Consider the following 20,193-nt stretch of genomic DNA (forward strand, 5'->3'; position numbering starts at 1 on the left):
AACATGATCGTGAAAAAACAATTATTTCTTGCACTGGCGGTTGCGGCTACTATGTCTGCCATTGCACAAAACACTCCGGCTAAAACAGAACCGGCAAAAAGTGTTCAGGCACCCAAGCAGGAACGCAGGCCCGATGTATTGGCTGGCCTTATTCGCGGACCATATTTACAAATGGCGACAAGCAAAAGCATCGTCATCCGCTGGCGCACAAATGCTTTAACAAGAAGTGTTGTAAACTTTGGTTCTTCAGAAAATAACCTGGATCAGCAAGCGGAAGATCCCGCGCTTACTTTTGAACACCAGGTGCAACTTACCGGGTTATCTCCCAGAACAAAATATTATTATGCTATTGGTGGAGGTGCAGGTGATACATTGCAAAAAGGTAAAGACAATTTTTTTGTGACACTCCCTGTTCCTGGCGATGAAGGTTTTTACCGGATTGGTATTTTGGGTGATTGTGGTAATAACTCCACCAACCAACGCCAGGTTCGCGACCAGGTTGAAAAATATATTGGTGATGATAAACCAATGGATGCATGGATCCTGTTAGGAGACAACGCCTATTCCAGTGGCACAGACCCTGAGTTCCAGGAAAAATTCTTCAACATCTACAGAGATAATTTTCTTAAAAAATATCCTTTGTTTCCTTCGCCCGGAAATCATGATTACAATGATTTTTATCGCTTTAAAGCCACAGCACAATCAACGCATGATATAGCGTATTATCAAAACTTTACTATGCCTACAAAAGGCGAAGCAGGGGGTGTTCCTTCTGGTACAGAAGCGTTTTATTCTTTTGATATCGGTAATGTACATTTTCTCTCACTTGATTCTTACGGAAAGGAGGACAATGCCACACGATTGTATGATACAACCGGTGCGCAGGTAAACTGGATAAAAAAAGATCTGGAAGCTTACAATCAGAATCCCAAACGCGGGTGGATAGTTGCTTACTGGCATCATCCTCCTTATACGATGGGATCACACAATTCAGACAAAGAAGAAGAACTGGTTAAGATACGAGAGAATTTTATTCGCATTCTCGAGCGTTATGGGGTAGATCTTATCGTGTGCGGCCATAGTCATCTTTATGAACGCTCCCGATTAATGCACGGACATTATGGAATGGAAGCAACTTTTAACGCAGCAACTAATAACCTCAGCACTTCATCGGCCTTGTATGACGGAAGTGATAATTCTTGTCCATATATAAAAAAATCAGGGGAACAGGGAACTGTTTATGTCGTTACAGGATCTGCAGGTGCTTCCGGGAAAAATCAACCAACCTATCCGCATGATGCTTTCTATTATTCAAAATATGAGATTGGAGGCGCTTCTATGCTGGAAGTTCAGGGAAGTCGTCTTGAGTTGAAATGGATCTGCGCGGATGGCGTGATAAGGGACCATTTTGTAATGATGAAAGATGTAAATAAAACTCAGAAAATTCAGTTGAAAAAAGGCGAAACAACTACGCTTACCGCTTCTTTTGTTGGCGACTACAAATGGAACAAAAGTGCGGATACAGGCAGAAGCATTAAGGTAAAGCCGCCGGTTGGCAAAACAACTTATGAAGTACGCGATGCCAACAGTTGCGTTAAGGATATTTTTGAGATAACAGTTGCTAAGTAAGATTGACGTTCAATTGGCTCATCTTGCAACTCTCTGTGCAACTCCGTGTCTTCTCCTGTATTTTCTCTGTGTAACCATAATTTTTATTCTATACCACGAACAATTAGTTACATAGAGAACGCTGAGAAGACACGGAGTTGCACAGAGAATAAACCTAAGTACGCAATACATTCGAACCCGGGGACAATTTAGTTAAGAGCGGCAACACGACTGTTGCAATGTTCAGACCTCAAACCTCAAACCTTACGCCTGATACCGTCCCTTGCAATTCTCCCCAATTCCTGTTAATTTAATACAAGTCTCACACCTTTAAACCTACACGTATGACACTTAAAAGTATCCGGGATATAGATCTTACTCCCGATTCCGATAAAACTTATTTCAATATTGACAGGGAATGGCGCGAAGAATTCATTTACTTTTTAATGGTCGATCGTTTTCATGACGGTGCTGCGCGTTCGCCCGTTTTATCTACCGAAAGATCGAAAGGATTTACTACCGGCAACGATTTTTACGGTGGCAAAATAAAAGGCATCACCAATAACCTAAATTATATTGCCGGATTAGGCTGCACAGCAATCTGGTTATCGCCGGTGTTTGAAAACAACGACAAGTCTTATCATGGCTATTCAATAAAAAATTACTTACAGATCGATCCCAACTTCGGAACGAAAGAAGACCTGGTTGAATTGGTGCAAGCAGCGCACAATTTTCAAAAAGATGGCAAACCATTTCCAATCAGAATAATCCTGGATGTTGTTATAAACCATTCGGGTGATAACTGGTTTTATAAAAATGAAGATCAGCCCGGTGTTAATCCTTATTTGTACTATGATGATATCACATTTGATTTCGGCAACTGGAAATCTGATGATCATCCTGTGCCGCAGGAACTAAGAAATCAGGATCTCTATCACCGCAAAGGGAGAATAACAGATAACGGTTATGATCGCTATCCTGAAAATCAGCATGGTGACTTATTTGGGCTGAAAGATTATGCAAACGATGATGATGAAGCAGGTTCTGAGTTGATCAATATTTTGATTAAAAGCCATTGTTACTGGATCCGTGAAGCCGATATTGACGGTTTTCGCGTTGATGCAGTAAAACATATGGGAGAATTGGCCTGCTCACGCTTTTGCTCAAACATTCGTGAATATGCGTACAGCCTCGGAAAAAGAAATTTCTTTCTGTTTGGTGAACTGGCAGTCAGCAGTGATGATATTTATAACAGGTATCTCGGACAAAATACTTCGCAAACCGACGGCAACAGAACTGTGTTCTTTGGTATTAATTCATTACTTGATTTCAGGCTGGCGCAGGGTGACGGAGAAAATGCAGCATTGCGGGAAGTAATTACAGGAAATGCTGGTCCCGAAACGCTTTACAACCGCCTTTCCGCGCAGGAACATCGTGCGCTGAACCGTGGAGAGATTGGCCGGTATCTCGTAACTTTTATTGACAACCACGACAGCTTTTGGCAGGATGGACGTATCGCTTTTTCCGCCAACGATAAGCAGGTAATTGCCGGCATTGGCTATTTGCTTTGCAGCTTGGGAACGCCTTGCATTTTTTATGGAACGGAACAGGGATTTGATGGAAGCGGCGGCGATATTCAAATGCGCGAAGCAATGTTTGATAACCAGGATCCGTCAAAGGACTTGCTAAACACAGCCTGTAATATTTATGCTGAAATAGCAAAGATTGCCAATGTAATGCGCAACACCACGCCTTTGAGATTTGGTAGAATGTATTTCCGCCAGACATCTGAAAACGGAACCGATTTTAATTTTCCATCCGGCAATGATTATACGCTCGCCTTTTCACGGATTTTATATGGAAAAGAAATATTGGTTGCCTACAATGTTTCTGCCAGCGAAAGAACCGACTGCATTATCGTTGATGCAACATATCATCGGCCAAATGACCAGCTACAATTTCTATATGGTGGTGATGGTGCTGTTACTGTACAACAATCGCCGGCTGGTGCTGTTTATGTACAGTTAGTACTTTCTCCCCGTCAATTTGTTATTCTCGGTTAATCGACATAAATGGCATTGGGACTATGCCTCAAACCTTAAACCTTACACCTCATAGCTTAGAAGAATCCGCATTGATTGCTATCTTTAAATAAAAAATCATGGTAGCATTTTTAGGAATGGGCCTTTTAGGTTCAAACTTCGTAAGAGCGATGATAAAAAAGGGAGCGCAGGTTAATGTTTGGAACAGAACAGCATCTAAAGCCAAAGCACTTGAACAATACGGCGCGAAGGCTTTTGAAAATATTGCCGATGCGGTAAAAGATGCCGGTGTGATTCATGTAACATTAAAAGACGATGACACAGTAAATGAAGTGCTTGAAATGATAAAACCGGCGCTTAAAACCGGCGCAACCATTATAGATCATACAACAACATCCGCAAACGGAGCCATTGAGCGTACAAAATATTGGAAAGAACTTGGCTTTACTTATCTGCACGCCCCGGTATTTATGGGTCCGCAAAACGCATTGGAAAGCACCGGCTATATGTTAGTCTCCGGCGACCAGGAAGTGATTCGTAAATGGCAGCAGGAGCTGGCAAAGATGACAGGTAAAGTGATCAACTTTGGCGAAGAAGAAGGCAGGGCCGCTGCAATGAAATTAATTGGCAACTCTTTCCTCGTTGCATTTACGGCAGGAATTGTGGATGCATTGGCTTTAGGTAAGGCACAGAACGTACCGGTAAGTGATATAGCAACCTTGTTTGATTCATGGAATCCCGCTGCGATGTTGCCTGCAAGATTACAAAGAGTTTCTGGCGGCAAGTATGATAACCCTTCCTGGGAACTTAGCATGGCAAGAAAAGACACGCAGTTATTCATGAATGCTGCAGATGCTGCAGGTGTTAACCTGGTAGTGATCCCGAGTATAGCAAAGCAAATGGACAAGTGGATAGAAAAAGGTTTTGGCAATAGCGACTGGACGATAATTGGGAAAGATGTAGCAGGATAATGTGCGAAGTTAGATGTACGATGTACGATGTAGGATGTGGGAATGTGTCGACTTGCTCAGGAGTTGCGGGCCTGGATGGATGTTTCGCAATCCCTGCTCAAGTTTGGTGACCGCCTTTGTTGGTATGCCGCATAGCAATTGTGTGCGGCGTACCAACAATATATGCGCAGTTTAGAAAAATAGCATAACGAAGGCGAAGTTATTATTGAATCCCTACTACGATCACGCGTCCTTATCAAAATATTTAACTCAGTGCGTCCATCCGAAACAAAAACATAGATTGGCTGGATATTCTCTCTATTATTCCCTCCGCTTCCATATCCAATTTAACCGACTCCATAAACCATTCAACAGAGCCTTCAAAGACAATCTGTTTCTTCTCAAAATATTCCACTACGCTTTGCAAAAGCATTTTGTGTGATAACTCACGACCTCCTTGCAGACTTTTCAGGATTGCCTGCCTGATAAGCAAATATTTTTCCTTATCCATGCGGACTGCGTGTTTTCCTGCAGGATGTTTAAGCTGAATTTTTCCAGACTTTTTTGATGTCGCCGACGAGTACGTTTTCAGGTCTTTTGTCATACTTATCTAGGTTTAAAAGAAATTGGTAGCCATCATTGATATACAGCATGATGATTTGTCTTACTTGCGAGGAATAGGCGAGAGCAGAATTTGTTGTTGGTGCCCCTGGCTTCGTAAGGCCTCGCCGCACACGCAACAACGGCTGTCAGCGTGGCTTTGCAAGCACGGGTTGGGTTAAGTACGCGTTTCCGCTAAGGTTGATAACGGTTCATAGGCCTGTCACAAGTTTGGTGATCGCCATTGGTATGCCGTATTGCACTGTGCGCCGCGTACCAACAACTTGTGAGTAACTCCAACCCTATTCCGTTTTAAAAGATCCTCACGATTTCTGCCCCAACGAAAACCAATTCCCCGAGTCGTCTTTAAACAGCGCCTCAATTCCGTAAAACTCCTTTTTTGGCTCTTTTATAAACTCTACCCCTTTTGCTTTCAATTCTTCATAGGTAGCATAGATATCCTTGCATTCAAAAACGCCAAATCCAAACGTTCCTTTTTGAATCATGTCCTTCATGGTGGCCGCAGATTCTTTTGTAAACATCATACCTTCCATAACGGGAATAAGGGTTATCTCCAGGTCCGGTTGTTCCGGCGACGTAACCGTGAGCCAGCGCAACCCTTCTCCCATCGGCGCATCTGTGTGAACTTTAAAACCAAGCTTGTTGACATAAAACTCGAAAGCACTTTCCTGGCTAAGAACGAAAACGCTGACATGAGACATTCTTGCAATCATGTTGTTCCAGTTTTTTGGTTGAAGAATATCACAAAGTTCAGAAGGTGCAGGTCAGGGCATTTCTTGAAAATTGCGATTCAGGAAGATTTTTCAGAATTAGAGGTATTGTAAAAGCGAAGCAAGTCCTCGGGATGATGTTGGGTAAATTGATAAGGCTTCTAAAAAACCAGTGAAACTATCACACCTTTCACTATTCACCATTGACTATTCACCGGCACCGCTGTCAACCAAAAAGATAATTTCCACTCCATGCAACGAATACCGCAATTAAGTTGACTTACTATCTGCAATGCTATGATTTTTAAATTTTAGGAAGTCCTCGCGGCTTCATGAATTTTGCAGGCCTCTTTTAAGGGGCTTTTTTTGTTTTAATCGGAACTTAACAAAAACTTTACGCCAGTAAACAATAACAAACGTAAGTTTGCACCGCAAAATTTATGAAGTCCAGCGGTTACAGGTCGGAATATTGGCCTGTTCCGTCTGGCACAAGATCCACATTTTCACTTTTTTATACTCCCAATTTTTTTACTGTTGTCTTTGGCCGAAGCAATAGCACAGACCATCAGGTGCAACGATAAAGAATACTTTCCAATTTATATCCCCGTATTTTTGAAAGCTAAAGTCCGATAATTCCTTTGTCAATCCTGTCGCTTTACACTCGTCAAATGCTTTCTGCACATTATCAACTTCAAAAAAACAGCCGTCTTGTGTAGGATCGCCACCATTTTCTTCAAGACCAATTTGAAGATCGTCTCTTTGCAATAAGGCAGATTTAAAAGGTGTCTCAGCACGGTTAACAACATGAAATCTTAAGTGTGTTTCATAAAAGGGGAGGGCAGATTCAACATTGCCCACAGGAAGTTTCATTTTGTCCTGCTGATAAGGCCATGCCTTAATGAGATGGGCTTTTGTATCATTCATGGTTTGGTGAATTTGAAATAATGGAATTTGTCTGGCTAAGACAAGTCAATTTGCAAATTTTTGTGCAACTCTCTGTGTCTATTTCTGCTTTCGGTGAAATACAAAAATACAGTTACACAGAGTCACACGGAGATAACACAAAGCTACACAGAGCGTATGTCAATACAAATATGTTATTGGCGCGGGAGACGAGTCCTTGCGAATATTTGTCTGATAGTGATCTTTTGCCAACTACTTACTGCTTCCAAGTATATAAGCCGAATATCCAAGCTGGATCTGGGCGAAATTGTTCTTATAATTATTGACCTCTGAATTGAATCTCACACGGCCAAACAATTTGGCATCTCCCGTTTTGCTAACATTAAAGGCTATTAATAGCTCGAGTGTATTAAGCCAGGCATTCTTTTTTACTAAAAACTTGTCAGGATCCTGTTTGTCGAACGACAATAATTGCACACTACTGGAGAACGGTTTAATAAATAACGCCCGGTAGGCGATGGAAAAATTAAGGCGTTCCTCAGGCAAAAAGATCAGTCTTGCTTCCGGAATAATCTGCAAAGTGTTGACAGCGTATTCGGAAACAACACCGGTTTTAGTAATCGAGTTTCCTGATATGTTCGTTGCCGAATCTGTTACAGGCGTAACTCCCAGCCTCGTGCCCAGGTTGAGATACAGGTTGTATTTCAGATTGTGATTGCTAAAGAAGACCACATTTAAATCAAACCCGGCAGTAAAGCTTTGATGCTGGTACAGTTGCAGCGGAGTTGCGTAACGATTCAGATTTTTGGTAAGGGCGGCAGTATCATTATTTCCCGGATTTAATTTGATAGAATCCAGGTCGCCCAATATCAACCGCTTATTATGCTGTTCCAGTTTTGATAATGTGATTGAAGGCTTAATAAATTGAAATATTCCCACACTTTTGAATATGCCATAAATAAACCTCGGCGTTTGCAACTGGTTCGAGTTAATATTGATTCGTTTTTCTACTTCTGTTTGAACGAGCCCATTTGGTTTATCATCCTGCAGGCCGACAAAATCAGTATAAATACGCGCTTCAAGCAGTTTATTGGTTTGCTCTTTATACAATGTCACGTTTTGACCGCCGTAGAGGATGATGGCTGTATCCATCGGACTATAGTCCCTCCGGTCAACCTCCAGTCTTGGCTTGTAGTTCAACAATTCACCCAGGTTGATGAACGTGAAGTTGTCCGGCGACACCATCGCTTTATCTACCGAAGTACGTTTTTTACTGGGGAATGCTTTAGCGCCTTTTTGAAATAACCGGATGGTTCTTAGCTTGTTTTGATTTTCCACGGAAGTAAATCCAATCCCATAGATGTTTTGGTAGGTTCTTGGAATTCCTTTTATCAATAACGTGACATAGATATTTTCGATATAGCCGCTATTAAATTCAATATGGACATCCTGTACGTCATATTCCTGAGAACCAAAGAACCTATCCTTTCCTGTTGCAGAATCTTTAAGGGAGATGTAGTAGGGGATCTTTTTAGCAACAGACAAAGTACCGGCTTCAGGAGCGAAACTGGGTTTTGCCAGCGGCCGCATGGAAATCAATTGTAACCACAAATTGTTTCCTTCTTTTAGCATTATGTCCTTTTCAGGATCTGTGGCTGAAATGCCATCGACCTTCAAAAAATTTCTTTGAAAAACACCCATGAATGCTGTTACATCCTGGCCACTATAAGTGTATTCGATTTTCTTAGATGCATCATTTACATTCTCTATCGAAATCTTCATCGCATTATCGCTGTTAAATGAACCTGTGTAGCGGTAGCTTTCACTACCAATGGGAACGGTGTTGGAATAAACCTGGGACTGGGTTTGAAGTACAAGCACCTGCATTTTATTCCATATCTCATTTCCTTCCAGCACAAGCTTGTTCTGTTCATCGGCAGAGCATGAAATTGCCGGATTACTCAATCGTAAAAACTGTGTTTTAAAAATGTTTTTAAAGTCAACCACATCGTTGCCGGAATAACTATATCCCACTTTACGTGTGCTGTCATTTAGATCCAGAATTGAAACCTTTATGGATTTATCCAGTTGCATTGTCACCGTGTAAGTATAAGTTCCGGAGCAAATTGGCAGCGTTTTGGAAAAGCTTTGAGCCAGCGCATCAAGACATAGAAATAACAGTATGATGAATGAGAAGCATTTTTTCATTTTCAAATATTGATGTGAGGGTGTGTTAAATGTTATCAGCAGGGTTCATTTCCGGTAAGCCAGTCGGTTTGGCCATCACCAATATCAAAGCATCTGAATAAAATGCCATTTTCACATTTGGTCTGGCCCGGTGTGCAAACGCTCGCCTCTCCCACAGCTAATAATCCTTTTGCACGAGTAGGTTTCTTTTTTTCACGGGTTGCAGTAAAAGTTTCTCCGTTTACCTTGTAAGTGATGGAGATAATTTCAATTTTGCTTGATTTAGCCTTGGCCATAACAGTTGTTTAATAGGTTATTCAATCTTGTACATATGAAAACATGATGAAGCAGAGATGACGGTTACAGTTGAACCAGCTCATCAAACACAGTTAGTTACGATCCGGTGGAATTTAATAGTAAGATAATGAGCGTAATTATTAAATGCAATAGCCAGTATACCACAAATGCATAAATTTGGTTACACAGAGTCACACGGAGAAAACACAGAGCTACACGGAGTCTTTTAGATCTTCAAAAAGTGAACGAATATTGAAGGCATTTCCGTTGCGTCGCTTCTTCTTTGCGTTCGCTGCGTGAAACCTTCAGAAATCAGGTTAACCAGTCAATTATTGCTGGCCCCCAATAGAATTTAGTGAAATAGTAGGTGCCTAATATGAGAAAGGCGGTCATGAGTAGCAGGGCAAATGCCGATACTATATTCAGAACCGGAGCGCTGATGGATCTGCGATTGCGGATAAAAATTTCCGCCACTAAAAGATTAGGCAAATAGAAGAAAAAAGCCATCGTATAATCAAATGGCCCCCTGAAATTTTTCAGGTGACCGGCGCCATCAGCAAGCAAAAGCCAGAAACCATAGTCCATCCGGTACAGCCAGGAGCCGATGGCTAGTGCATACAAACGGATGGCCCAGGCCCGGTGCATCTCTATTCTTCGTGCAACTCCATGTAGCCAGGCTTCAATTGCTGCCAGGAGCATGAGAACTCCGTATAGCGCAAAGCCTGTATTCATCACCGGTCCACCGATCGTTCCTTTTGCTGCAATAAAAATCAGTCCTCCGATTGCCGCGAAAATACATGCGGTAATATAAACCCTGCCTGCCCAGCGGTGAAAAGCCGGCCAACGGTTCCTTATTTTGCTGATCAACTGAATGCTGCCCAGTACCAAAATAATACCTCCCATTGCAAAATGCAGACCTATGCCGGTTGTTGCTGCGCTGGCATTTTCCTGGTACAAACCCGGAAGAATTTGGTTCCATTTTGCCAGGTGACCATTATAAAGTGCTGCTGCATAAAAGGCGAGAATATACAGTCCGAACAAACCGGCGCTGACCCATACGGTACTTACGAGTAATAAACCTGTGCCGTACAGAAATCTTGCACTTCCACCCCGTGGTTCTTTCTGAACCTCCCGGTGTAAGGTTATCTCGTCGCTGGAATAGCCCATGTTGAAACTCAGTTGTGGTAAGCCTTTCAGTGACAAGATACCAATTGCTGTCTGAATTTACAACGTCTTAAAACAGTCAGTTGCCTTAAAACTTAAAGAGAACTTTCAATTCACGAATAATTTCGTACATTTAGACTAGTTGAGTGGATTTAATCATCAATCCATTGAGCAAAACGGATCTGCATTGCTAACGCCAATAAAACAATATGCTTAGTAACTTCTTCAAAATCGCACTGCGCAATCTTAGAAAGCACAGCGGCTTTAGTATCATAAATATTGCCGGTCTTACGCTTGGCCTTACCACCTGCCTGTTGATCGGTTGTTTTGTGTGGGATGAGAATCAATATGACAAGAATGTTCCAAACAGTGATCGTGTTTACCGGGTATACAGCGAATTCACGAATAACCAGGGAACCGAAGTGTTTGCCGTAACCTCGCCCATGTATGCGACAACTTTACAAAAAGATTTCCCTGAAGTTGAACAAACTGCGCGTGTGATGATGCAGGCACAATACAAAAGGCTTTTTGAAGCCGGCAAAGTACAACTTTACGAAGAAAAAGGATTTTACGTTGATTCTACTTTCTTTCAGGTGCTTGAGATCCCTTTTAAGTACGGATCATCTCAAAATGCGCTAAATGATCCGGGTTCTATTGTTCTTTCCGAAGACATGGCCAGGCGTTTTTTTGGAAATGAAGATCCGGTAGGAAAACAACTGCTGCTGGAAAAAAATCCACTATTGGTAAAGGGTGTTTTCAGGAATGACCCACGTTTTCATTTGCAATTTGACTATTTAATGCCCCTTGCTGCAATACACTTACCGGCCGATCGCATGCAAAGCTGGAACTGGCAGCAGTTTTACACCTATGTAAAACTCAAGAAAGGAACAGGTGCTGGTTTGCTGCAATCAAAATTCCAGCAACTGGTTCATCAGGTTGCCCTGCCTTTTGACACCGATAAAAATGCAAAGCGTACGCCTTTTCTTCAGCCTTTAAAAAAGATTCATCTTTACTCTTCCAATTTTAAATTTGATTCTGCTGTAAGAGGAAACATTACTTATGTAAAAGCACTTACAATAATTGCGGTATTCATATTGCTGATCGCCTGTTTCAATTTCGTGAATCTGTCAACTGCAAGGTCTTTACAGCGCGCGAAAGAAGTTGGGGTAAGAAAGGCCATCGGCGCAGCAAGAAAACAGCTCGTGCTGCAATTTTTGGGTGAAACCATTTTGCTGGCAATCGCGAGCCTGATTATTGCAGTCATTCTTTTATTAATAGCATTGCCATGGCTCAACCGGTTCACGGACAAACATATCTCCGTTGCTATGTTCTTCACTCCTTCAATGCCGCTGATCCTGATTGGAATGATCCTGTTTACCGGCGTATTTGCCGGATTGTATCCGGCTATTGTATTGTCGTCTTTTAAACCGGTAAATGTATTGAAAGGAAAAGCCGGCAACGAACATTCGCCGGGTAAAGTACCATGGCTCAGACACAGCCTTGTGGTGCTTCAATTTGCTTTGTCTGTTCTGTTGATCATCTGCGTGGCGGTCGTTTTCCGGCAGGTGAATTATTTGCATGATAAGGATCTTGGCTTTAATAAGGAGCAAATCATGTTCTTTCCCATGCGTGGCGATAATATGTTCAAGAACAATACCTCTTTTAAAAATGAATTGCTTCAGTCACCATATATCAGTAACGTTTCTATTGGATACGGTTTTCCGGGTGATGCGGTTGCAGGCGACGAGGTGATTGTGCACAACAATGGAGAACAGAAAACTTATTCTGCTACGCAATTGATGGTTGATTTCGACTATATCAAAACACTCGGATTACAGATGGCTGCCGGCCGCGATTTTATGAAAGAGATGCAGACCGATAAGGATCATGCATACATCATCAACGAGACTGCGGCTAGAGAACTCGGGTTCGGTAACGCGGAAAAAGCATTGGGCAAGACATTATCCTGGCATGTATGGGGTGCCAAAAATCCCGATTCACTAAAAACCGGCACCATAATAGGCGTGGTGAAAGATTTTAATTACAAAAGCCTGTATGATAAAGTTGAAGTCGCGGTGCTGCAGATCTTTCCCGATGCTGCCTGGAAAGTTGCTGTAAAACTAAAGACCGCCAATACCAGTGCGGCTATTGCGGCCGTAAGGTCTGCCTGGAACCGGTTTACACCCGAATTTCCCATCGAGTATAAATTTTTGGACGAGAGTTTCGAGCAGATGTATGTCTCGGAAGATAAGCTTCAATCGCTGTTGTTTATCTTCACAAGCATTGCCGTTTTTGTGGCCTGCCTGGGTTTATTTGGCCTAGCCACCTATACTGCAGAACGTAGAAGAAAAGAAATCGGTATCAGAAAATTGCTTGGTGCGAGTGTGCGTGGGGTGGTGTTTTTGTTGAGTAAAGACCTTATCAAACTCGTTGTTATTTCGCTTTTGATCGCTTCACCCGTTGCACGGTATTTCATGCGGCATTGGCTGGATGATTTTGCCTATCGCGTCAATATTAACTGGCTCATATTTGTGATTCCTGCGATACTCATTTTGTTCATCGCGTTCGGCACAGTAAGCATCCAGGTAATTAAGGCTGCCATCGCCAATCCCGTCAAAAATCTCCGGGTCGAGTAATCGGCCCCTCTTATCTTCCATCTGTATTTCTTAATCTTCTTACACCAGTTAGCGGTAGTGTTTCTGTCAACATTGAAGAAGCGCCAACTACCTATTTTAGTCCCCGGGTAATCAATGAAGCTTTTTCATTTACTTCGTAGTCAACCGAAGAAACATTCTTTACGAATGGTCGGCTTACAACTGCTTTTACCAGGTCAGAATTCATAAAATCTTCCATAGCCGTTTTGCTTTCCCATAAATAGAAACCGCCAAAAGTATTTTTTTCTACGTCTGCCAGCCAAACTTTTGAAATAAGACCTTTTACTTCCGCTAAAATCGGTGCATCTGGTTCCACCATTTGCTTAAGATATTCCGGTTGAGAAATATCCTTTAATTGATAAGTGATTATTTGGGCTTGCATTGTTAGATATTTTAAATTAATAATAATGCAAAAGTGAAAGTATACCACCATCTAAAAAATGCACAAATCATAAAATTTAATGCAGATATCTGTTTGTAAATTCTTTCGGACTTGACCTGTTCTATTTTTAAAATACCCACTAAAGTTATGCTTCATTTTCAAAACCTGGTTCGCAAGCTTCTTTGCCCTTTGTATTACTCGTTCTGGATGTTTGATTTAGATGTTCCGTCATAGCATCACCGCTAACATATCTTACACGTCTTACGATCTTACTGTCTTACTGTCTTACTGTCTTACGGTCTTACGGTCTTACGGTCTTATCTCAATCCACACCGGAGCATGATCACTTGTTTTTTCCCACCCGCGAACATGGCGGTCAACGCCGGCGGAAACCAGTTTTTTGGCAACATGCGGACTCAATAGAAAATGATCGATGCGGAGGCCTGCATTGCGGCCATATGCATCACGGAAATAATCCCAGAACGTATAGATCGTTTCATCCGGGTGAAGCTTGCGAATGGCATCCGTCCAGCCCTGGTCAACAAGATTTTTAAAAGCTGCACGTGTTTCCGGACGGAACAACGCATCATCCACCCAACGTTCAGGTTTATACACATCCAGCTCAGTAGGCATAACGTTGTAATCGCCGGTAAGAATAACGGGCACATCCTGCGCCAGTAAGGTTTTGGCGTGATCCGTTAGTCGCTTGAACCATCCGAGTTTGTAATCAAACTTAGGTCCGGGTGCAGGATTACCGTTTGGCAAATAAAGGCATCCTATAGTAAGTCCATCAATCTTTGCTTCAATATACCGGCTATGCAAATCTTCCGGATCGCCCGGTAGCGCCCTGCAGATTTCTTCAATTTTCGCTTTGCGCGATAAAATAGCGACACCGTTCCAGCTTTTCTGGCCATGCCAGATCACCTGGTACCCTGCATCTGCAATAGCCTGTTCAGGAAATTTTTCCTGGGGCGCTTTTAACTCCTGCAGGCACACAATGTCCGGTTTGGCTTCATCCAGCCAACGAAGCAAAACGGGCAATCTTCCATTAACGCCGTTTACATTATAGGTAGCTATTTTCATGAGGCAACAATTTGAGGTTTATTCTTTTTGTCCAGTACTTTTTAAGTACGAAGTACTTGGGTTCGGACATGCTCACTTTTCGCGGTCTTGTTGACTAGGACAACAGCGTTGATGCTTTTTGTGAGATCATGGAACCGATCATTCCTTTAAAGAAAGATAATGCAAAGGGCAGATCAGACTCGATTTCCACATCAGAAGGATTTACCTGGATCGTTCCTGCCAGATCAAACCCTTTTGCGGAAAAGCTGAAATCGTTCTTGTCACCCTGCCAGTTTTCTTTTACATTGGAAATCGTGTCTTTATGTTCTTCCTGTAAATTTTTGAGCAGACTTTTTACTCTTTCAAGCGCTTCTTCTTTAGAAAGGTTGTGTGGAATATTCAGATTTAATAGTGCCATACTGTAAATTTTTGAGTTTGTATCCGGCGAATGTCGACCGAATTCATTCCTTTAGAACAAATTAAGCTGCGATTATACTATTTTCAAAGCAGATGCCGCTTTTTTATTTCCTGCAAATTTTTTTACAAAGCAAGCAGATCCCAAAAACCGTTTTTTGTGTTGTCTGCAATAATTAATATTTACATAATGCATTGTTCATAGTTGGTTTATACGGATGAAGCAAATTCATTGGCTAAAACGCCACTTTCCGGTTCTGGAAAATAGTTCATCCTAAGCGTTTGTAATTATTGTGGTGGTATGAAAATCATCGGGGCCACATTTATTTTTTTCCATCAGTGTCTGTCCTGATTTGAACAAATTGAACAGAGATGTTTGACGGATAATAATTACAGATTAATTTCCCTAAAACCAATCCCTTCGGGCAATGTCATTAAGTTAAGCACAGACATCTTCAACTTTGGGAGATATCTCCTATCGTCGATATGACGATCCTGGCTTATCAGAAAAAGTAATCACAACAGCATCAATACCAAGTACAGAATAATGAGCAAGTCTGCAACCTCAACGTCACTTCGACGATAGGAGAGGTCTCCCGAATATAGAACTGATGGTGATATTTTATAAGCGTTTGATATGAAAACCTCCCTGGCTTATCAGAAAAAGTAATCACAACAGCATCAATGCCAAGTACAGAATAATGAGCAAGTTTGCAACCTCAACGTCACCTCGACGACAGGAGAGGTCTCCCGAATATAGAACTGATGGTGATATTTTATAAGCGTTTGATATGAAACCTCTTAACTTAATGACATTGCCCGAAGGGATGGAATTATTATAGCATAATATCGAAATCATTTACCAAAACCCCGACGGGGTGACATAGTAAAATGTCACTTCGGGGTTTTAATACACGTCATATATGCCCTTCTATAATAATTTCATCCCTCCGGGATTGGATAGATAGATCCGGTTTAAACGCGTAGTTGACCCTTTAATTTTCAGGGCAACTTCACATTTCATATTCTTCGTCAGACGGCAACTATTTTTTACTGTCAATGATCTGCTGATAAACCTTTCTTGCTTCATTATATAATTGTTCTGCCGCAGCAAGCTCTTCCTTTTTTATCTTGTCCTGCTTCATCTTCCAGCATTGATCAACCGCTTTCAAACACCATGCGGCACTTTGTGGATCTGCCACTTGCTTCCCTCCCACATTAATAAATATTGGATTTGTGTGAACGCTCGGATAAATTCTGAGGGCTATCCAACCTGAGTGATTTGCAGCATAATTAAACTCAATATCATTCCAATTGCCATCAGCTTCAATATCTGAACTGTCAACAGCAACGCCGTTAAAGATCAATTGTACACGAACCTTTCTTGACGTACCGATCCTCGCCCGTTCAACATGCCAATAAGGGGATTCTGTTAGTGGACGGGCTGCTATATTTTTTCCATCTTCATCCTGCTGCACGGGCAATAATGCCGCTGCCTTGGCTGTAATATGAACTTTTCCGGGTTGCGACAATGCTATGTCACCGCTACCCATTTCCGTATTATTGGCAGTAAAATCAATAAGATGAGCATGACCTTCAGACACATAATTGCGACCTTTTTTTAACGCTTCCATATATGCATCATAACTGAGCGGCCCGTCTGCTTTAAAATAACTGCGCGCTATGCCCACGCGCTCGTCAAAAATGCAGGGAAAATCGGTTTCGCCACTAAGCTTTGTTCTGAATCCGCAATTAAGTGAATGATACCACATGTTCAACTCCCATGGTGCGGGCGTATCTCCCGCACTATAAAAGTCCACAAGGTTTTGGGTAACTGTAACGACGTATTCATTTGCGCCGATGCCGTCCATTTTCGGCAGTACATCATTAGGCAACTGAGTCGTTGGTTGCATAGGCTCAAGCCCCCAACCGGAATGGGCATAACCGGTAAGGGCATGTTGGTCCTTCGCCCATTGCAAAACAGGCGCGGTCCATGTCGGCCAGTCCTCGATCTTTTTTGTGCCGGGATAATCATCTTCCTTCAGGTTTAACAAAACCAAATGACCTGCGTGAGATGAAGGAAAACCGGAGACTTCCACATCATACCTCATCACGTTTTGTTTTGAAGACAATGGGCTGACCTCGCCGGTAAAAAATTGTTTTTGATGATACCACCCGGGTCCCCAACTGAGCACAGCACCCACATTCAGGTCCTCGCCTTTTACCTGACGGATCATGTTGTCGGGTGTTACACCTTCCTCCGGACTTTCATAATGGCTGCATCCCGCTGCATGAATGTGATGATCTGCACTGTACCATTTCATGTTTGCCATATTGATCCATCGTTTGAGCCGGAAGTCGACATTAATGGTTTGAGCATTTTCCGGCACGGTCAGTTCTTTGGTTTGTGTAATATATTCTGGCCCTCGTATGTAGGTGATTGTGTAATGACCAGGAGGAAGATTCACATGCTCACCATCATACCTGTATACCTGTGGTTGAAAAAAGAAATCAGGATACTCATCAGTTAATGCTAACCGGCGGGATGGTAGCGGATACAAACCTCTGAGCGATTTGTTGTAAACAAAGTATTCGTTGGACGCAAACCAATAGCGATAGTTGGTTTGGCGGAAATCAAAACTGTCTGGCAACAATCGTTCAATATTATCTTTTATAATGAACGAAGCCATTGCCGGCTCCCCGTTCTCATCTTTGATGTTGAATATAACTTTTGACGATGGCTTGCAATTAAACAGGACCGAAATGGCGTTTCGAAAACCAATATCTTCTGTTCCCTGGCCAGCACTGAAACTTAATGATGCCTCACGCTGGCCTTTATCCTTTGTGAAGATCTGCACCACAACATATTCAAGCGCAAGGCCTGAAAGTGTTGGTTGCAACGGACGATTGCGGTAAACACCAATTTCAAGGAAACGATTGGCAACCTGCGCCGCCGATAGAATATTCGAAGCCTTTGGCTCTGCACCATTTGCCGATGCATGTAATAACGGCGCTGCGTTTTCGCTTTGTACATCCAGCGCGGATTTGATGCCTGCCTCATTATACACTTTTACCAGAAAGCTTTTCCAACCACCCTGGATCAATATGGCTGCAGCAGGCCCTCTTTCAACGCTAACTCTCGCCTCCGGGTTAATTCTAACGCTGGCCAGGCAATATGGATCAAGGATCTCCTGGATGTGATGAATCATATGATCATCAAGTGCTGTTTTTTTGAGCGCTTCCAACTTTGCTACATCATTTTTTTGAAGCGGACTACCAAGATATTCCAGTGCCTGCTGTAATCTGGCTACTTGCGCCAGCAGCGGTTGTGCATCTATTTTACCTGCTGGTTGCTCCGCAGCATGGTGTTCATGTTGGGCATTGGTGAAACTGTGCAGCGATAGACAAGCGATGAATAAAGTGATCGCGAATTTCATAACTATGGTGTTTGTGGTTAGTTACCGAAGTCCGGTCAACAGGATGTTTATTATTTCATTGCAGCAATAGGTTATAGAAAATTACAGAATAGTTGAACAATTACCGCCTTCCTGGTAACAGATTGTTTTGAATCGATGCATTATCAATGGATAGTTTATCCCGGCATAAAAAAAACCTGCCGGAAATACGACAGGTTTAATTTCAGTTGATTTTGATGAACAGCATATTTTACTTCAACGATGCCAATTGTGTTGGCGGTATTGGTTGTGGCACCACATTTTTCACAGGCTTGATGGATTTGAGATAAGCAAAAATTGCTTTCAGATCATCATCAGATGCTTGTGCATAAGATGGCCATGGCATTGGAGGAAGAAGCGCCCGGTTTCCGTCGAGGCCTTTTGATTTGCCTTCCCGGATGGCTTTGAAAAACTGCGCTTCGGTCCAGGAACCGATCCCGGTTTCATCGGGAGTGAGGTTAGCAGTGAATGAAACGCCCCACGGACCAACCCATGCAGTGTTGTGCATGTTGGTCATTGCCCAGTCCTTTGTAGCCGCAGTGTCTATTTTGGGTAATGGTAAGCCGGACGGATGCCCTGAAAGCAAGAGTGCGGGATCCGGCTCCGGACCATTTGGCCCCATTTTTTTAGGCGTATGGCAATCGGTACATGCCATCATGTTTACCAAATAGCTGCCTCGTTTTATAAGGCTGTCATGAGAAATTGTTCCGGTTCCGGATGTGGTGGTTTCAGTTTTCTGCTGACAGGAAGCAAGCATTACAGCTCCTGCCGCGATCAGGTACAGTGTTTTAAGCATAGCAATGTTTGAAAGGTTAGAGATGACACAAAGATGACAAAAGAAAAACATCTTGTCAAGATGGAAGAATGGATTGTGTAAAATACCGGATGAGTTGTGGAAAAGGCTTTGTGGATGGGGATGATCTGCAGTCGTGTCACCTCCTATTGCTTTGGTGCTTATTGAAACAATAAAATAACCTGCCGTGTTTGCGACAGGTTATTGTTGAATTGATCCTGATGAAAGTAATTTATTTGGTCAAGTCCTACAATTGTGTTGGCGGAATTGGCTGAGGTACAATGTTCTTAACCGGTTTTGTAGATTTAAGGTAAGCGAATATCGCTTTCAGATCTTCATCACTTGCTTGCCCGTAAGTTGGCCACGGCATTGGTGGCAAAAGCATGCGGTTACTATCAAGACCTTTCGCCTTACCCTCGCGCATTGCTTTAAAAAATTGCGCTTCTGTCCAGGTACCGATACCCGTTTCATCGGACGAGATATTTGCACCGAAGGATATTCCCCACGGTCCGACAATTGCGGTATTGTTCATGTTAAAAAGCACCCAGTTATGGGCTGTTGCCGTATCAAATTTGGCCAAAGGCATGGAGGCTGGATGGCCTGATAGCAACAATTGCTCGTCGGGAACCGGACCTTGTGGTCCCATTTTTTTGGGTGAATGACAGTCGTTGCAACCCATGATTGTTACCAGGTAGGCGCCGCGCTTAACGAGGCTGTCCTGGGAAATTGGACCAGAAGGGTTGTTGTCTGTTTTTTGTTGGCACGAAGCGAATACGAGCCCTGCAGAAGCAGTTAGCAGCAGTGTTTTTAGCATATTTATGTTTAAAAGGTTAGAGAAGGCGCAAAGATGAAAGAAAGAACTGTATCGTGTTAAAGTTGATGGATGAACTACAGATTAAAAGGGATGAGTTGCAGAAAACCTTTAGTGAGTGGAAAAGAGTCGCCAATTGG

General features: G+C 42.6%; 16 protein-coding genes. 4 read left to right on the forward strand and 12 right to left on the reverse strand.

The features are described from left to right. Positions 1 to 9: 9 nt before the first annotated feature. The 3 genes from QTN47_RS16905 to QTN47_RS16915 all read left to right on the forward strand — a co-directional run bounded on the left by QTN47_RS16905 (position 10) and on the right by QTN47_RS16915 (position 4,621). On the forward strand, positions 10 to 1,629 hold the full coding sequence (locus tag QTN47_RS16905) for a purple acid phosphatase family protein (protein WP_369330581.1): 1,620 nt from the start codon (positions 10 to 12) through the stop codon (positions 1,627 to 1,629). Positions 1,630 to 1,952: 323 nt separating this feature from the next. Further along, positions 1,953 to 3,671 carry an alpha-amylase family glycosyl hydrolase gene (locus QTN47_RS16910; protein WP_369330582.1) on the forward strand — a complete coding sequence of 573 codons (1,719 nt, stop codon included), beginning with the start codon at positions 1,953 to 1,955 and terminating at the stop codon, positions 3,669 to 3,671. A gap of 98 nt (positions 3,672 to 3,769) precedes the next feature. After that, positions 3,770 to 4,621 carry an NAD(P)-dependent oxidoreductase gene (locus QTN47_RS16915; protein ID WP_369330583.1) on the forward strand — a complete coding sequence of 284 codons (852 nt, stop codon included), beginning with the start codon at positions 3,770 to 3,772 and terminating at the stop codon, positions 4,619 to 4,621. Positions 4,622 to 4,865: 244 nt separating this feature from the next. Here QTN47_RS16915 and QTN47_RS16920 read toward each other — a convergent pair whose 3' ends face one another. From QTN47_RS16920 to QTN47_RS16945, 6 genes are all read right to left on the reverse strand, one after another. After that, positions 4,866 to 5,204, reverse strand: coding sequence for a DUF6958 family protein (locus QTN47_RS16920; RefSeq protein WP_369330584.1), 339 nt, complete (start codon positions 5,202 to 5,204; stop codon positions 4,866 to 4,868). A 319-nt stretch (positions 5,205 to 5,523) separates the two neighbouring features. Next, positions 5,524 to 5,934: a VOC family protein gene (locus QTN47_RS16925; protein WP_369330585.1), complete on the reverse strand. Its 411-nt coding sequence runs from the start codon at positions 5,932 to 5,934 to the stop codon at positions 5,524 to 5,526. A 525-nt stretch (positions 5,935 to 6,459) separates the two neighbouring features. Next, a complete protein-coding gene (locus tag QTN47_RS16930) occupies positions 6,460 to 6,855 on the reverse strand; it encodes a VOC family protein (RefSeq protein WP_369330586.1) in 396 nt (131 codons plus the stop codon). 231 nt (positions 6,856 to 7,086) lie between these two features. Then, positions 7,087 to 9,042 (reverse strand): hypothetical protein, encoded by a 1,956-nt coding sequence (locus QTN47_RS16935; protein ID WP_369330587.1) that lies wholly within the window; start codon positions 9,040 to 9,042, stop codon positions 7,087 to 7,089. A 35-nt stretch (positions 9,043 to 9,077) separates the two neighbouring features. Continuing rightward, entirely contained in the window at positions 9,078 to 9,317 is a 240-nt protein-coding gene (locus QTN47_RS16940) for a hypothetical protein (protein WP_369330588.1), read from the reverse strand. 313 nt (positions 9,318 to 9,630) lie between these two features. After that, complete coding sequence (locus tag QTN47_RS16945) at positions 9,631 to 10,485, reverse strand: DUF2306 domain-containing protein (protein WP_369330589.1); 855 nt, start codon at positions 10,483 to 10,485, stop codon at positions 9,631 to 9,633. 206 nt (positions 10,486 to 10,691) lie between these two features. On the opposite strand from QTN47_RS16945, the gene QTN47_RS16950 reads away from it, so the two are divergent. Then, positions 10,692 to 13,118: an ABC transporter permease gene (locus QTN47_RS16950; RefSeq protein WP_369330590.1), complete on the forward strand. Its 2,427-nt coding sequence runs from the start codon at positions 10,692 to 10,694 to the stop codon at positions 13,116 to 13,118. Between the two features lie 91 nt (positions 13,119 to 13,209). On the opposite strand, the gene QTN47_RS16955 is transcribed toward QTN47_RS16950, so the two are convergent. From QTN47_RS16955 to QTN47_RS16980, 6 genes are all read right to left on the reverse strand, one after another. Further along, a complete protein-coding gene (locus QTN47_RS16955; RefSeq protein WP_369330591.1) occupies positions 13,210 to 13,518 on the reverse strand; it encodes a YdhR family protein in 309 nt (102 codons plus the stop codon). Positions 13,519 to 13,827: 309 nt separating this feature from the next. After that, entirely contained in the window at positions 13,828 to 14,601 is a 774-nt protein-coding gene (gene xth, locus QTN47_RS16960; RefSeq protein WP_369330592.1) for an exodeoxyribonuclease III, read from the reverse strand. Positions 14,602 to 14,695: 94 nt separating this feature from the next. Continuing rightward, positions 14,696 to 14,998 carry a polyhydroxyalkanoic acid system family protein gene (locus tag QTN47_RS16965; protein WP_369330593.1) on the reverse strand — a complete coding sequence of 101 codons (303 nt, stop codon included), beginning with the start codon at positions 14,996 to 14,998 and terminating at the stop codon, positions 14,696 to 14,698. Positions 14,999 to 16,037: 1,039 nt separating this feature from the next. Then, positions 16,038 to 18,431 (reverse strand): CehA/McbA family metallohydrolase, encoded by a 2,394-nt coding sequence (locus QTN47_RS16970; protein ID WP_369330594.1) that lies wholly within the window; start codon positions 18,429 to 18,431, stop codon positions 16,038 to 16,040. Between the two features lie 229 nt (positions 18,432 to 18,660). Further along, positions 18,661 to 19,245, reverse strand: coding sequence for a c-type cytochrome (locus tag QTN47_RS16975; RefSeq protein ID WP_369330595.1), 585 nt, complete (start codon positions 19,243 to 19,245; stop codon positions 18,661 to 18,663). A gap of 244 nt (positions 19,246 to 19,489) precedes the next feature. Continuing rightward, positions 19,490 to 20,056 (reverse strand): c-type cytochrome, encoded by a 567-nt coding sequence (locus QTN47_RS16980; RefSeq protein WP_369330596.1) that lies wholly within the window; start codon positions 20,054 to 20,056, stop codon positions 19,490 to 19,492. Between the last annotated feature and the right edge of the window lie 137 nt (positions 20,057 to 20,193).

The sequence above is a fragment of the Danxiaibacter flavus genome, from assembly GCF_041060425.1.
Lineage (GTDB): Bacteria > Bacteroidota > Bacteroidia > Chitinophagales > Chitinophagaceae > Danxiaibacter > Danxiaibacter flavus.

Bases quoted from the DNA above. Each gene is read 5' to 3' on its own strand.
- QTN47_RS16915 (WP_369330583.1), top strand. From the start codon at position 3,770: ATGGTAGCATTTTTAGGAATGGGCCTTTTAGGTTCAAACTTCGTAAGA.
- QTN47_RS16965 (WP_369330593.1), bottom strand. From the start codon at position 14,998: ATGGCACTATTAAATCTGAATATTCCACACAACCTTTCTAAAGAAGAA.
- QTN47_RS16980 (WP_369330596.1), bottom strand. From the start codon at position 20,056: ATGCTAAAAACACTGCTGCTAACTGCTTCTGCAGGGCTCGTATTCGCT.
- QTN47_RS16940 (WP_369330588.1), bottom strand. From the start codon at position 9,317: ATGGCCAAGGCTAAATCAAGCAAAATTGAAATTATCTCCATCACTTAC.
- QTN47_RS16955 (WP_369330591.1), bottom strand. From the start codon at position 13,518: ATGCAAGCCCAAATAATCACTTATCAATTAAAGGATATTTCTCAACCG.
- xth (WP_369330592.1), bottom strand. From the start codon at position 14,601: ATGAAAATAGCTACCTATAATGTAAACGGCGTTAATGGAAGATTGCCC.
- QTN47_RS16970 (WP_369330594.1), bottom strand. From the start codon at position 18,431: ATGAAATTCGCGATCACTTTATTCATCGCTTGTCTATCGCTGCACAGT.
- QTN47_RS16930 (WP_369330586.1), bottom strand. From the start codon at position 6,855: ATGAATGATACAAAAGCCCATCTCATTAAGGCATGGCCTTATCAGCAG.
- QTN47_RS16920 (WP_369330584.1), bottom strand. From the start codon at position 5,204: ATGACAAAAGACCTGAAAACGTACTCGTCGGCGACATCAAAAAAGTCT.
- QTN47_RS16945 (WP_369330589.1), bottom strand. From the start codon at position 10,485: ATGGGCTATTCCAGCGACGAGATAACCTTACACCGGGAGGTTCAGAAA.
- QTN47_RS16975 (WP_369330595.1), bottom strand. From the start codon at position 19,245: ATGCTTAAAACACTGTACCTGATCGCGGCAGGAGCTGTAATGCTTGCT.
- QTN47_RS16950 (WP_369330590.1), top strand. From the start codon at position 10,692: ATGCTTAGTAACTTCTTCAAAATCGCACTGCGCAATCTTAGAAAGCAC.
- QTN47_RS16925 (WP_369330585.1), bottom strand. From the start codon at position 5,934: ATGATTGCAAGAATGTCTCATGTCAGCGTTTTCGTTCTTAGCCAGGAA.
- QTN47_RS16910 (WP_369330582.1), top strand. From the start codon at position 1,953: ATGACACTTAAAAGTATCCGGGATATAGATCTTACTCCCGATTCCGAT.
- QTN47_RS16935 (WP_369330587.1), bottom strand. From the start codon at position 9,042: ATGAAAAAATGCTTCTCATTCATCATACTGTTATTTCTATGTCTTGAT.